The following is a 12,983-nucleotide window of genomic DNA, read 5'->3' as shown; positions in this document are numbered from 1 at the left end:
ATGGAAGGACCGTTCGATCGCCGTTTCCTGCTGAAAGGTGCCGCCGGCATATCCATGCTGGCGGCACTGCCCGCTTTCGGCCGCGCCCTGCCGCAGGGCATGGTGAATGTCCGCGATTTCGGCGCGAAGGGCGATGGTAGCCATATCGACAGCCCCGCGATCGACCGGGCAATCGCCTTTGCCGCCGAGCGCGGCGGCGGCACCGTCTATGTCCCGCCCGGCTGCTATGCCAGCTATACCATTCACCTGAAGAGCAACATCACCCTGTGGCTGGACCGGGGCGCCACCCTGCTGGCCGCATCGGTGCCGCTGACGGGCCTCGCCAGCGGCGGCTATGACGCGGCCGAGCCGCAGGATCCGGCGATCGCCCCCTATCAGGATTATGGCCATAATCACTGGCGCAACAGCCTGATCCATGGCGAGGGGCTGCATGATATCGCGATCTGCGGCGACGGGCTGATCTGGGGCAAGGGGCTGAGCCGGGGGCATCCCGATACGGATCGGCCGGCCGCCGAACTGCCCGGCGTCGGTAACAAGGCGATCGCGCTCAAAAACTGCCGGAATGTCGCGCTGCGGGACTTTTCCATTCTGGAGGGCGGGCATTTCGCGCTGCTCGCCACCGGGGTCGACAATCTGCTGATCGACAACCTCACCGTCGACACCAACCGCGACGGCTTCGACATCGACTGCTGCCGCAATGTGCGGGTCAGCAACTGCGCGCTCAACACCCCCTATGACGACGCGATCGTGCCCAAGTCCAGCTATGCGCTGGGCTATCCGCGCGCGACCGAGAATGTGACCATCACCAACTGCCATGTCAGCGGATCCTATGTCGTCGGCACGCTGCTGGACGGGACATTCCGGCCGCTGGCGCGCAATCGCGACACCTGGCTGCTGGGCCGGATCAAGTGCGGCACCGAAAGCAATGGCGGGTTCAAGAATATCACGATCAGCAATTGCGTGTTCGACCAATGCTGGGGGCTGGCGCTGGAAACGGTGGACGGCGCGGTGATGGAGGATGTGACGATCAGCAACATCGCCATGCGCGGCTGTCACAGCCCGGCCCTGTTCCTGCGACTGGGCCGGCGGATGCGCGGGCCGGCCGGCGCGGCGGTGGGATCGATGCGGCGGGTGCTGATCGACAATATCACCTGCCAGAGCGGATCGATGCTGCCGTCGATCATCGCGGGGGTGGCCGGTCATCCGGTCGAGGACGTCCAGATCAACAATATCTTCATCGACCAGCCGGGCGGCGGCGACGCGGCGATGGCGGCGATCGATCCACCGGCCAAGGACGAGGATTATCCCGATCCCGATCGGTTCGGGCCGTTGCCGGCAAGCGGTTTCTTCATCCGTCATGCCCGCAATCTGGACCTGAGCCATGTCGAGGTGCGGACGCGGGCAGCGGACGCGCGTCCGGCCTTCTGGCTGAAACATGTCGAGGGGTTTGACGGATCCTATCTGAAGATGCCGGGCGGCGCGGGTGCCTTCCAGCTGGAGCATGTGACCGGCTTTCGCAGCAGCGCGATCCGCGACCTGCCGGACCGGCGGATCGACACGGTCGGCATGGTGCGTTTCTGATGCGCTGGTGGCTGGCGCTGCTGCTGCTCGGCGCGACGCCGGCGCAGGCGGCGGACTGGGTGCGGTCGGTGGCGCAGCGGGGAGATTTCCCGCTGGTGGCGCAGGGACAGGCGGCGCGGATCGTCACCGACCCGGCCGACGACGCCGTGGTAGGAATCGCCGCCGAGGATCTGAAGCAGGATATTGGCCGGGTCACCGGGGCCACGGAGGGCGGCGCGGCACAGGTCTGGATCGGCACGCTGGGGCATAGCGAAGCGATCGACCGGCTGGTGGCGGACAAGCGGATCGATGTCGCGAAGCTGAAGGGCGCGTGGGAGAGTTTCCTGATCCTGCCGGTCGAGCGGCCGGCACCCGGCGTGGCCCGCGCGCTGCTGATCATCGGCAGCGACCGGCGCGGCACCGCCTATGGCGCCTATGAACTGTCGCGCGCGATCGGCGTTTCACCCTGGCACTGGTGGGCGGACGTGACGCCGCTGCATCGCGACGCGCTCTATGTGGCGAAGGATGCCCGGCGGTTCGGGCCGCCTTCGATCAAATATCGCGGTATCTTCCTGAATGACGAGGATTGGGGGCTGGTGCCCTGGGCGGCGGGAAAGCATGCGCCGGACGAGAAGCCGCTGGGGCCGAAAACTTATGCACAGGTTTTCGCGCTGCTGCTGCGGCTGAAAGCCAATCTGCTGTGGCCGGCGATGCACAAGGTGACGACGCCGTTCAATGCCGACCCGGCCAATGCGGCGCTGGCCGATCGCTATGCCATCTTCATGGGGTCGAGCCATGCCGAGCCGATGCTGCGCAACAATGTCGGCGAATGGACCGCGCCGGCCGAGGATTTCGATTATCTCAAGAACCCCGACGGGGTGCGGCGCTATTGGGACGAGCGGGTGCGCAGCAATGCCGGTTATGAGAGCATCTGGACGCTGGGGATGCGCGGCATCCATGACAGCGGCATGGTGGGGCCCAAGACCGTCGAGGAACGGCGGGCCACGCTGGAGCGCATCTTTGCCGACCAGCGGGCGATGCTGGCCAGGGCGGGCGCGGCGGACGCGCCGCAGGTCTTCACCCCCTATAAGGAAGTGCTGGACGTCTATCGCGCGGGCCTCAAGGTGCCGGACGATGTGACGCTGATGTGGCCGGACGATAATTTCGGCTATATCCGCCACTTCCCCGATGCCGCCGAGCGGGCGCGCAAGGGCGGGTCGGGCGTCTATTATCATCTCTCCTATCTGGGCGCGCCACTCTCCTACCTATGGTTATCCACAACCCCGCCGGCGCTGATCCGCGAGGAAATGGGCCGCGCCTGGGATGCCGGCGCGCGCCAGGTCTGGGTCGCCAATGTCGGCGATTTGAAGCCGGCGGAGCTGGCCACCGACTATTTTCTGAGCCTTGCCTGGGCTGTGGATAAGGTGCGGGCAAAGCCTGTGGATAAGTTTGTGGAAGACTGGGCGACGGAGAATGTCGATGCCGCGCAGGCACCCGCCATTGCGGGGATTTTGCGCGATTATCATCGGCTGAATTTCGCCCGGCGGCCCGAGCATCTCCAGTGGAATCTGCCTGTGGATAAGTATCGGCAAAGCCCGCTGACGATCGGCGAAGCGGATGAACGGCTGGCGGCGTTCGCGGCGATGGAGACGGGGCTGGCAAAGGTCGAGCCGGCGATCCCGCCCGAGCGGCGCGACGCCTTCTATGAATTGCTGGCCTATCCGGTGCGGGCATCGGCGGCGGCAAACCGGCGCTTCTTTTCCGCCGAGGCGCATGACCGGCTGCGTGACAGCGACTTGGTCGAGGCAACGCGGCGCGGCAGGATCGCGCATGAAGCGGACAGCGAAATTGACAGGCTGACGACCTATTATAACCGCGAACTGGCGGGCGGAAAATGGCGCGGAATCATGGCGGTGGAGCCGGCAGACGGGCAATGGCGCAGCTATCGCCAGACGCCGGTGATCCTGCCGCCGGTCGATGCGCCGGCACCGCCGGCCGGGCCGGCCAAGGCCCAGCGGGCAGCCCCTCCCCTGCCGCTGCTGACGCCGGACCGATTCGCCGGATGGACGCGCGTGGACGGGCTGGGTCGTCATGGCGCGATGCTGGCGCCAAGTGGGAAGAGCGGATCGGGTCGCGCGACGATCGACCTGCCGCCGGGTGAGTGGACCGTGCTTGTGGATATCTTGCCGACCTATGCCGACCGGGATGGCGACGCGCTGCATCTGACCGTCGGCATCGATGGCGTGACGCAACAGTTGGAGAGTCGGCGCGAGACCGGCAGTCGCGACTGGGCGATGGGGGTGCTGGACAATCGGGCGACCATGACGTTAACGCAACGATTGAGCGGCGGGCGCCATGTCGTGACGCTGGAACGTGCCGATCCCGGCGTGCTGATCGAGGCAATCCGCTTCGTGCCCGCGACCGCAGAAAAGGCCGAGAACGGCTTGCATTAGTCTCATATCGTGTGATAGCCGTTCACTATGTGGCATATATCTCATATGCCCGCGCGCGTCAGAACAAGAGCCCAAGCGCCGATCATTGCCCTAGGCGGAGGACCTGAATTGCCCGAGACTGCCCCATCCACCGCGCGTCCCGTCCACCTGCAAAATTACCTCGCCTATGGCTCCAACGACGTGCTGGGCGCGGGATCGATGGCGGTCATTTCCGGCTGGGTGCTGATCTTCTACACGCAATTCTGCGGCCTTAGCGCCGGGCAGGCGGCGACGATCTTTGCCGTGGCGCGCATCCTGGACGCCTTCGCCTCGCCGATGATCGGCTATATTTCCGACCATTTCGGCGGCACCTGGCTGGGCCGCAAGTTCGGCCGCCGCCGCTTCTTCATCCTGGCGGCGATCCCGCTGCTGCCCAGCTTCGCGCTGATGTGGCTGCCGGGTCAGGGCTTCTGGTATTATCTGGTCAGCTATGTGCTGTTCGAGCTGGTCTATGCGATGGAGATCATTCCGTTCGAGACGCTCGCCGCGGAAATGTCGACCGACTATCGCACCAAGGCGAAGTTCGCCGGGTCGCGCATCCTATTCGGCCAGGCATCGGCAATCCTGGCCGGCTTCCTGCCGCTGTGGCTGATCAACGCGCTGGGCCGCGACAGCGCCGACACCTTCTTCTACATGGGCATCATCTTTGCCGCCCTGTTCATGGTCACGGCGGGGCTGCTCTACCTGTTCAGCTGGGAACGGCATCTGCCCGGATCGGCCGAGGCGATCGGCCAGCATCCGGTCGGCGCGGGCGGGCCGGGACAGGCGTTGAAGGCGCTCTACCGCAACCTGTTTTCCACCATGCGCATCCGCGCCTTCCGCCTGCATCTGGGCATGTATCTGGGCGGCTATATCAGCCAGGACATCTTCAACGCGGCCTTCACCTTCTTCGTGATCTTCGCGCTGGCCGGATCGACGGCGATCGCATCGGGCCTGCTGGGCACCATGTATATCGTCCAGTTCGTGGCGGTGATCATCGCCATCAACCTGGCGCTGCGGGCGTCGCCGGCCAAGGCCTATCAGGTTGCCGCCGCCGACTTCGCGGTCGGCTGCCTGACGCTGATCGGCCTGTGGTTTGCCGGTGTGCCGGCGACCAGCCCGTGGATCTGGCTGCCGATCATCCTGTGCGGCCTGGGCCGCGGCGCGCTCAACTATATTCCCTGGGCGACCTATAATTATATGGCCGATGTCGACGAGATCGTGACCGGACAGCGGCGCGAGGGCAGCTTTGCCGGGGTCATGACCTTCGTGCGCAAGGCGACGCAGGCGGCGGCTGTCGCCGGCGTGGGCTTCATCATGCAGGCCGGCGGCTTCGTGTCGGGCGCGGCGGAACAGAGCCATGGCGCGATCCTGACCATGGCGCTGCTGCTGGGCGTCGGCACGGTCGGCTGCCTGGGGCTGGGCATCTGGGTGTCGACCAAATTCCGCCTGAGCCCGGCGACGCACGACATATTGATGCGCGAGATCGAGCATCTGCGCAGCGGCGCGCGCACGCCGACGTCGCCGGTCGCGGCCGAGGTGGTCGAGGATCTGTCGGGCTGGCGCTATGACCAGCTGTGGGGCCGCAACCCGGTCGCGCAATAAGGGCCGGTCGGACAATAAGGGAGAGGGACATGGGCAAGAGGATGCTGTTGGGTGCGGCGCTGCTGGCGATGGTCGCCGCATCGCCGGCGCAGGCCCAATATTGGTCGCGCAGCTGGATGGCGGCGCCCTTGGTCAACCGCGCCCCGCCCGAAAAGCATGCCGATCTCAACGACCGCACCGTCCGCCAGGTGGTTCGCCTGTCGAGCGGCGGGCAGCGCATCCGCATCCGCCTGTCGAACGAGATGTCGGTCAATCCGCTGCTGGTGGGCAGCGTGCATGTCGCGCTGGCCGGTGAAAATGGCGCGATCGTGCCGGGCAGCGACCATGTCGTGACCTTCAACCAGGCGCAGGGCGCGACCATCCCCGCGCGTGCGCCATTGCTGAGCGATCCGATCGACCTGGCGGTCAAGCCGCTGACCCGGATCAGCATTTCCATCCATCTGCCGCAGGGCGCGGCGGATGCGACGGTGCATAGCTATTCGGCGGCGACGACCTGGACCGCGCCGGGCGACCAGACCGGTGCGCAGGTGCTGACCAGCCCGACCGTCATCGGGCCGCGCGTGGTGATTTCCGCGGTCGAGGTGGACAATGCCAAGCGCGGCACGGCGATCGTGACGCTGGGCGATTCCATCACCGATGGCGTGCGCGCCACCCCCGACAGCAACCGGCGCTGGCCCGACCTGCTGGCCGAGCGGCTGCAGAAAGCCGGGCGTAAAAGCGTCGGCGTCGCCAATGCCGGGATCAGCGCCAACCGGCTGCTGAGCGAGGCGGATGGCTATAATGCGCTGGCGCGGTTCGACAGCGATGTGCTGGCTGTGCCGGGCGTCACCCATGTCGTCATCCTGGAAGGGGTGAATGATCTGGGCGGGGCGGCGCGCGACAAGCGCCCGATGCTGACGCCGCAAACCGTGATCGGCGCCTATCGCCAGATGATCGCGCGGGCGCATGACCGCAATATCAAGGTCATTTTGGCGACCATCCTGCCCTATAAGGGCGCGGGCTATTGGAGCGCCGAGGGCGATGCGGTGCGTGTCGCCGTCAATGACTGGATCCGCACGACCAAGGAGGCCGACGGCTTCGTCGATCTGGCCAGGGCGGTGGCCGATCCGGCCGATCCGTCGCGCATGGCCAAGCCCTATGATGTCGGCGACGCGCTGCACCCCAATGACGAAGGCTTCCGCGTCATGGCCGATGCGTTCGACCTGAGGCTGTTCAAATGATCGCGTCGCTGCTGTTGATGGCCGCCGCCGCGAGCGGGCCGGTGGCGCCCAAGCCGCTGCTGCGCGATCCGGTGCATGATGGCGCGGCCGATGCGTCGACCGTCTATGATCGCAAGAGCGGCGAATGGGTGATGTTCTACACCAATCGCCGCGCCGATCTGCCCATGGAAGACGCCAAGGATGTCCGCTGGGTCCATGGCACGGCGATCGGCACGGCGCGGTCGAAGGATGGCGCGAAATGGCGTTATGGCGGCACCGCGACGATCCCGACCAGTTGCACCGGCGAGACGCTGTGGGCGCCCGAAGTGCAATGGCTGGAAGGCCAGTGGCATATATGGCTGACGGTGGTACCGGGCGTCTATCGCGACTGGAATGCGCCGCGCTTCATCGTCCATCTGACCAGCCCGGACCTCAAGAGCTGGACCTGTGGCGAGCGGCTCGACCTGGGCTCCGACCGGGTGATCGACGCCAGTATTTTGGCGTTGCCGGGCGTGAGCTATCGGCTGTTCTTCAACGACGAGCGGATGAACAAGGCGATCCGCACCGCCGACAGCAGCGACCTCATCCACTGGAGCGTCAAGGACCGGCTGACCGATACGCCGGGCGAAGGGCCCAAGGCGTTTCGCTGGAAGGGCAAATATTGGCTGATCTCCGACGCGTGGAAGGGGCTGCTGGTGATGCGCTCCGACGACGGGACGCACTGGACGCGCCAGCCGGACTATATATTGGCGACGCCCGGCAAGGCGCCGACCGACCGGGCCAAGGGCCAGCACCCCGACATCATCGTGTCGGGCGACCGCGCCTATATCATCTATTTCGTCCATCAGGAGGGCGAGGATGAAGCCAAGGCCAATCCCGACTGGAAACGGCGGTCGGTGCTGCAAATCGCCGAACTGACCGAGAAGGACGGGATCGTCAGCGTCGATCGCGATGCGCCGGCGCATATACGACTAAAGCCCTGATCGCCGCGATTTTCCTTGCCCGTAAAAGTGGCTAGGAAGATGGACGATGCAGAAAGCCGCGAAGAAGAAGCCGCCCACGATCCGCGAGGTCGCCGCCCGTGCCGGCGTATCGATGATGACCGCGTCACGCGCGATCAACGGCAAGGCGCTGGTCAGCGCCAAGTCGCAACAGGCGGTCGAGCAGGCGGTCAGGGATCTGGGCTATGTGCCCAATGCGTCGGCGCGCGCGCTGGTGGGCAGTGCCGACCGGCGGGTGGCCTTGCTGCACAGCAATTCGACGACGTCGGCCTATCTGGGCGAACTGCTGCTCGGTGCGCTGGGCGAGGCGCCGCAGCGCCATCTGCATCTGGTGGTCGAGCAATGCGCGCCCGGCGCCTTTGCCAAGGAGATCGTCGATCAGGTGTCCAAGGCGCATGTCGCCGGCGTCATCCTGCCGCCGCCGCTGTGCGACTGGGCCGAACTGGTCGAGGCGTTGCAGGCGCGTGACATCGCCGTGGTCGGCATCGCGCCCGATGGCGATGTGCCCGGCATGCTGGCGGTGGGGACCGACGACCGCCATGCCGCCTATGACCTGACCCGGCACCTCATCGACCTGGGCCATCGGCAGATCGGCTTCATCTCCGGCAATATCCGCCACCGCGCCAGCGCCCGGCGCCTGCAGGGCTTTCGCGACTGCCTGGCCGACCGGGGCATCAGGCTGGACGAGCGCTGGATCGTGCCGGGCGACTTTTCCTATCGATCGGGGCTGGACGCGGCCGAGCAGTTGCTGAGCCTCGATACGCCACCCAGCGCCATCTTTGCCTGCAATGACGATATGGCGGCGGCGGCGATCACGGTGGCGCATCAGCGGCGGATCAACGTGCCGGGCGACATCACCATCTGCGGTTTCGACGACACGCCGCTGGCGAGCGCGATCTGGCCGGCGCTGACGACGATCCGCCAGCCGATCCGCGACATGGCGCGCGAGGCGATCGGCCTGCTGGGCGCCCATTTCAGCAGCCAGGACGATGGCGCCGGCGAAGAAGCGCTGGGCCGGGTGAAGCTGGATTATCAGCTGATCCGGCGCCAGTCGGATGCCGTGCCCTCACGGCATTGATTACAAGCTGCCAGGATGCTGACGCATCGGCAGCTTGAAACGCTCAGGCGCCGCGCGGGCTGATCAAAGCCCGCTTAAGGTGACAGCGAAGTTTACAGGAAGCCGACCTGTCTGAGCCAGGCTTCGCACAGGCGCGGCCAGAGCGAGACGGGCTGATCCGGCGTGTCGAGTGCGAATCCATGGGGGGCGTCGGCGAAGATGTGCAGTTCCGCGCTGCCGCCCGCATCCTGCCAGGCGCGAGTTAGGCGATGGGCGTTCTCGACCGGCACCACCGGATCATTGCCGGCATAGACGATGAAGGCCGGGGGCGGGCCGGCCAATAGTTGCGCGTCCGGCTGAAGCACGTCGTAGAGCGCCTGCTTTTCCACCGGCGGCAGTGGCGGCTTGTCGGCGACGATGGTGCGCCCTTTGGCATTGGTCGAGATGGGCGCATAGCCGATGACCATGACGTCGGGCCGCTGTGGCGCGACATCGCCCCAGTCCGCCGGATAATGCGCGGCGAGACAGGCGGCGAGATGGCCGCCCGAGGAGAGGCCGACGACGCCGACGCCATCGGGCGCCAGATCGGACGCGCGGATCATCCGCATCGCGGCGAGCGCATCGTCGAGCGGCGCGGACGGGCCGGTACCGGCATGGGGAAAGCGGTGGATGAGGACGAAGGCATGATAGCCGAGCGACGTCAGCCATTGCGCGACCTGAACCCCTTCGCGTCCGGCCATCAGCGCGACATAGCCGCCGCCGCCCAGGATGAGCATGGCGCGGCCATTGGGTCTGTCGGGCGCATAGCCGAGCAGCACCGGGCGATCGACGGCGGTGACGATCGCCTGTTCGGGCGCGGCATTGGCGTCTTCCAGGGCGAAGGCGCCGCTTGGCGCATCGCGCAGCGGCCAGACCAGATCAGCAGCGAGCATCGGACACTCCCATCGGGCAGCCATGGGTGGGATAGGCTTCGCCATCCAGTTCCACGGCCTCGCGCACGACCTCCAGCCGATCACCGGCGTCGCGCATTTCGTAGAATTTGGCGATCGCCCGCTTGAACGGGCGGTGGAGGACCAGCATCAGCCGGCCATCAAAGGCATGGAACAGCATGCCATGGCCGCTGTCCTGCATGATGAGCGGGCCAAGCTGTTCCCAGGGGCCAGCGAGCGTGCCGGATTTGGAGCGGGCCTGCGCCTGGACATAGCCGCCCTTCCCCCAACTGGACCAGAGCATCAGCAGGGTGCCGGTCTTGGTGCGATAGAGTTCGGGGCCGTCGGTGACATAGCCCATGTCCCCTTCGGGCTGTTTCTGGCCGATCACCCAGTAGGCTTCATTGGCGCGAAACAGCAATTGCGGCTTGCCGGCGGGCGAGAGATCATCCTTCAGCGGCAGCGCCTCCATCGTGCCGACGCCCATCTGCAGCCATTCATGGGCATAGACCATCCAGGGCTTGCCGGCCGGGTCGACATAGAGGCTGCCATCGAGCGTCATGTCATTGGGCGTAGTGACCGGCTCGCCCTTGTGGATGAGCTGGTAAGGACCATCGATCCGGTCTGACACCGCCAGCAAGGTGGCGCGGCGATAATTGGGGCGCTTGCCGCTGGCCGGGATTGCCGCCTTGTCATTGTGGAAGGTGGCGAAGAGATAATAGCGCCCCTTCCAGCGATGCACCTCCGGCGCCCAGCCGCCGTCATCGGCCCAGCTGTCCTTCGGCAGGGCGAAGACCAGTTTGGGTGTCTGCCAATGGGCGAGATCGCTGCTGGCATAGGCCATGATGCCGATGCGCGGATCGCCGGTGACGGCCGGGTCATTCTTCGAGAAGAGCCAGTAGGTCTTGCTCGCCGGTTCCGCCACGACGAAGGGATCATGGATGCGCAGATGCGAGGTCAGCAGCGGCGCGTCGGCCGCCGCCACCGGGGCGGCGAGCGTCAGCAGCAAGGCGGCGAGCCAGCGACGCATCAGCTGGCCAGCCTGTTGCCATAGCCGATGATGAGGGTGGCGAGGATCAGCAGGCCGACGCCGCTCCACACCATGCGGCGGACCGCCGGCGCAGCATCCTTCCACTCGCGGAAGGCGAAGCCCCAGCAGGTGCCGAAGATGATGATCGAGGCCATGTGCAGCGTCCAGCTGGAGAAGCCGAAGCGGCCCATCTGGCTTTCCCCCATGGTGTAGAAGAAGAACTGGAAATACCAGGCCGTGCCCGCCACCGCGCAGAGCAGGAAATTGGGCAGGAGCTTGGGGCGCTGGCCGCTGGCGTCGGGCGCGCCGGCCCACTGGCCCGCCGACTTGTTCCTGGCGATCAGCCAGCCGCACCAGAGCGCGTTGGTGATGAGGCCGCCGAACATGACGAGGCAAAGGGTGGGCAGGCCGGTCCACAAGGGGCCGGTGCCGGCGGCGGCCGACAGCGCCTTGACCGGTTCGCCGGCGGCGAGGCCGAAGGCGAAACAACTCGACATGATGCCCGAGAAGATGGCGACGGCGATGCCCTTCTTGAAATCGAACTCGGCGACGACAGCCGCTTTCTGTTCGGTCGATAGCGCCGCATCCTTGCGGGCGCCGGCGCGGGCGACGACGACGATGCCAAGCACGGTGACGGCGAGGCCCAAGAGGACGATCTGGCCGTGCAGGGTGCCGGCAATTTCCGTCATGAAGGTGCCGTCGAAGATCGGCGGGATCAGCGTGCCGAAGACGGTGCAGAGGCCCAGCACCACCGCCATGCCGAGCGAGAGGCCGAGATAGCGCATGGTGAGGCCGTAGGTGAGACCGCCAAAGCCCCAGAGAAAACCGAAGAAGATGCACCAGCCAACGACGGACGAGGGCACCTGGGCCATCACGCCCATCAGGTCATTGGTCTGGACCGAGGCGAAGAACCAGGGCGCGATCACCCAGGAGAAGATGCCGCCGGTCAGCCAGAAAATCTCCCAGTTCCAGCGCTTCACGCCGCGGAAGGGGACATAGAAGCTGGCCGAGGCGAAGCCGCCGAGCCAGTGAAAGAGGACGCCGAGCAGGGGATTGGGGGTCATAGCGCAAGTCCCAGACGATAGAGGCGATTGGCGTTGCCGGCGAACATGGCGCGGCGATCGGCTTCGGGGAAATCCGACACGATGGCGTGATAGGATTCCATGTAACGGTCGATCGGGCCGAACAGCTTGTCGGTCGGCGTGTCGCTGGCGAAGGCGCAACGATCGACCCCGAACATGTCGATCGCCTCATGCACCAGCGGCGCGATGCCCGCCATGGTCCAGTCGCGGCGGATGAAGCCCATGCCCGACAGCTTGACCGCGACATGGGGCAGCGCGGCGAGCGCCTTCATACCCCGGCGCCAGTCGTTGAGGCCATCCGGATCGGTCAGCACCGGCATGCCCATATGGTTGATGATGACCGGAATGTCCGGGTGGCGCTCGATCAACGGGACGAGGCCCGGCATCTGCCCCGGATAGCATTGCAGGTCGAAGGAGAGGCCATGTTTGGCGAGCAGGCCATAGCCCGCCTGCCATCGCGGATCGACGGTGAGGTCGACCGGGCCATAGGTGCGCTGGGGATCGGCATGCCAGTTGACGATATGGCGGATGCCCCTGACGCGGGGATGGGCGGCCTGGGCGGCCAGCAGCGCATCGACATCCGGGTCGTTGAGGGCGGCGAAGGCAACGAAGCCGGTGGGGAGGCCGTCGACGGCGGCGAGCGTGTCGAGCCACTGGGTCTCGCGCAGCGCGCTTTCCGCCGCGGCGCCGGCATCGACATGGACCGCGCCGATGACGTTCCAGCGGGCAAGGTCTTCGCGATAGTCGGCCACGCCATAATTGCGGGCGATCGGCTCGACGCTGCCATTGGGGCCATCGTCCGAAAAGGGCGGGCTCAGCCAGTCATAGCGGATATGGTGGAGATCCCACAGATGGATATGGGCGTCGACAAAGGGGATCATGCGTCCTCTCCCATGAACAGTTCAACAGCCTCTTTTCCCGTTCGGGCTGAGCGTGGCGAAGGCTTCGGCTTCGCTCAGCCTGCCCTTCGACAGGCTCAGGGCGAACGGGGGAGACTGGCGTAAATCGCGGCGCGCCGGGCTCTTGGATGGCCGGTCGCGCCGCGTAGA

At 66.2% G+C, this 12,983-nt stretch carries 10 protein-coding genes; 6 read left to right on the top strand and 4 right to left on the bottom strand.

The genetic code is table 11. The annotated features are described in order from the left end of the window. The 6 genes from HH800_RS21900 (at window position 1) to HH800_RS21875 (ending at window position 8,914) form a co-directional block, all read left to right on the top strand. Window positions 1-1,581, top strand: coding sequence for a glycoside hydrolase family 28 protein (locus HH800_RS21900; RefSeq protein ID WP_169862383.1), 1,581 nt, complete (start codon window positions 1-3; stop codon window positions 1,579-1,581). Beyond that, window positions 1,581-4,013 (top strand): glycosyl hydrolase 115 family protein, encoded by a 2,433-nt coding sequence (locus HH800_RS21895; protein ID WP_169862381.1) that lies wholly within the window; start codon window positions 1,581-1,583, stop codon window positions 4,011-4,013. Before HH800_RS21900 ends, HH800_RS21895 begins: the two co-directional genes overlap by 1 nt. A gap of 108 nt (window positions 4,014-4,121) precedes the next feature. Then, window positions 4,122-5,636: an MFS transporter gene (locus tag HH800_RS21890; RefSeq protein WP_169862379.1), complete on the top strand. Its 1,515-nt coding sequence runs from the start codon at window positions 4,122-4,124 to the stop codon at window positions 5,634-5,636. A 29-nt stretch (window positions 5,637-5,665) separates the two neighbouring features. Beyond that, on the top strand, window positions 5,666-6,856 hold the full coding sequence (locus HH800_RS21885; RefSeq protein ID WP_169862378.1) for an SGNH/GDSL hydrolase family protein: 1,191 nt from the start codon (window positions 5,666-5,668) through the stop codon (window positions 6,854-6,856). Continuing rightward, window positions 6,853-7,818, top strand: coding sequence for a family 43 glycosylhydrolase (locus tag HH800_RS21880; RefSeq protein WP_169862376.1), 966 nt, complete (start codon window positions 6,853-6,855; stop codon window positions 7,816-7,818). Before HH800_RS21885 ends, HH800_RS21880 begins: the two co-directional genes overlap by 4 nt. 46 nt (window positions 7,819-7,864) lie before the next feature. After that, the gene (locus HH800_RS21875; RefSeq protein WP_169862374.1) at window positions 7,865-8,914 is read left to right on the top strand and encodes a LacI family DNA-binding transcriptional regulator; all 1,050 of its coding nucleotides are present in this window, start codon (window positions 7,865-7,867) and stop codon (window positions 8,912-8,914) included. A 92-nt stretch (window positions 8,915-9,006) separates the two neighbouring features. Here the strand turns inward: HH800_RS21875 and HH800_RS21870 are convergent, their stop codons facing one another. Genes HH800_RS21870 through HH800_RS21855 form a run of 4 tightly spaced genes read right to left on the bottom strand, consistent with a single transcriptional unit; the run spans window position 9,007 to window position 12,815 of the window. After that, a complete protein-coding gene (locus tag HH800_RS21870) occupies window positions 9,007-9,825 on the bottom strand; it encodes an alpha/beta hydrolase (protein ID WP_169862372.1) in 819 nt (272 codons plus the stop codon). After that, window positions 9,812-10,852: a glycoside hydrolase family 43 protein gene (locus tag HH800_RS21865; protein ID WP_169862371.1), complete on the bottom strand. Its 1,041-nt coding sequence runs from the start codon at window positions 10,850-10,852 to the stop codon at window positions 9,812-9,814. Before HH800_RS21865 ends, HH800_RS21870 begins: the two co-directional genes overlap by 14 nt. Continuing rightward, the gene (gene rhaT, locus HH800_RS21860) at window positions 10,852-11,916 is read right to left on the bottom strand and encodes an L-rhamnose/proton symporter RhaT (protein ID WP_159367584.1); all 1,065 of its coding nucleotides are present in this window, start codon (window positions 11,914-11,916) and stop codon (window positions 10,852-10,854) included. Before rhaT ends, HH800_RS21865 begins: the two co-directional genes overlap by 1 nt. Continuing rightward, window positions 11,913-12,815, bottom strand: coding sequence for an amidohydrolase family protein (locus HH800_RS21855; RefSeq protein WP_169862369.1), 903 nt, complete (start codon window positions 12,813-12,815; stop codon window positions 11,913-11,915). The genes rhaT and HH800_RS21855 overlap by 4 nt, the downstream gene beginning before the upstream one ends. Window positions 12,816-12,983 lie beyond the last annotated feature (168 nt).

Source organism: Sphingobium yanoikuyae (assembly GCF_013001025.1).
Classification (GTDB): Bacteria; Pseudomonadota; Alphaproteobacteria; order Sphingomonadales; family Sphingomonadaceae; genus Sphingobium; species Sphingobium yanoikuyae_A.
Note: the sequence above shows the minus strand (reverse complement) of the source record. Positions and strands in the feature narration are given on the sequence as shown.

What these genes read in the sequence shown, in the direction of transcription:
- HH800_RS21900 (WP_169862383.1), top strand. Translation starts at nt 1, where the DNA reads ATGGAAGGACCGTTCGATCGCCGTTTCCTGCTGAAAGGTGCCGCCGGC.
- HH800_RS21875 (WP_169862374.1), top strand. Translation starts at nt 7,865, where the DNA reads ATGCAGAAAGCCGCGAAGAAGAAGCCGCCCACGATCCGCGAGGTCGCC.
- HH800_RS21855 (WP_169862369.1), bottom strand. Translation starts at nt 12,815, where the DNA reads ATGATCCCCTTTGTCGACGCCCATATCCATCTGTGGGATCTCCACCAT.
- HH800_RS21865 (WP_169862371.1), bottom strand. Translation starts at nt 10,852, where the DNA reads ATGCGTCGCTGGCTCGCCGCCTTGCTGCTGACGCTCGCCGCCCCGGTG.
- HH800_RS21885 (WP_169862378.1), top strand. Translation starts at nt 5,666, where the DNA reads ATGGGCAAGAGGATGCTGTTGGGTGCGGCGCTGCTGGCGATGGTCGCC.
- HH800_RS21880 (WP_169862376.1), top strand. Translation starts at nt 6,853, where the DNA reads ATGATCGCGTCGCTGCTGTTGATGGCCGCCGCCGCGAGCGGGCCGGTG.
- HH800_RS21870 (WP_169862372.1), bottom strand. Translation starts at nt 9,825, where the DNA reads ATGCTCGCTGCTGATCTGGTCTGGCCGCTGCGCGATGCGCCAAGCGGC.
- rhaT (WP_159367584.1), bottom strand. Translation starts at nt 11,916, where the DNA reads ATGACCCCCAATCCCCTGCTCGGCGTCCTCTTTCACTGGCTCGGCGGC.
- HH800_RS21895 (WP_169862381.1), top strand. Translation starts at nt 1,581, where the DNA reads ATGCGCTGGTGGCTGGCGCTGCTGCTGCTCGGCGCGACGCCGGCGCAG.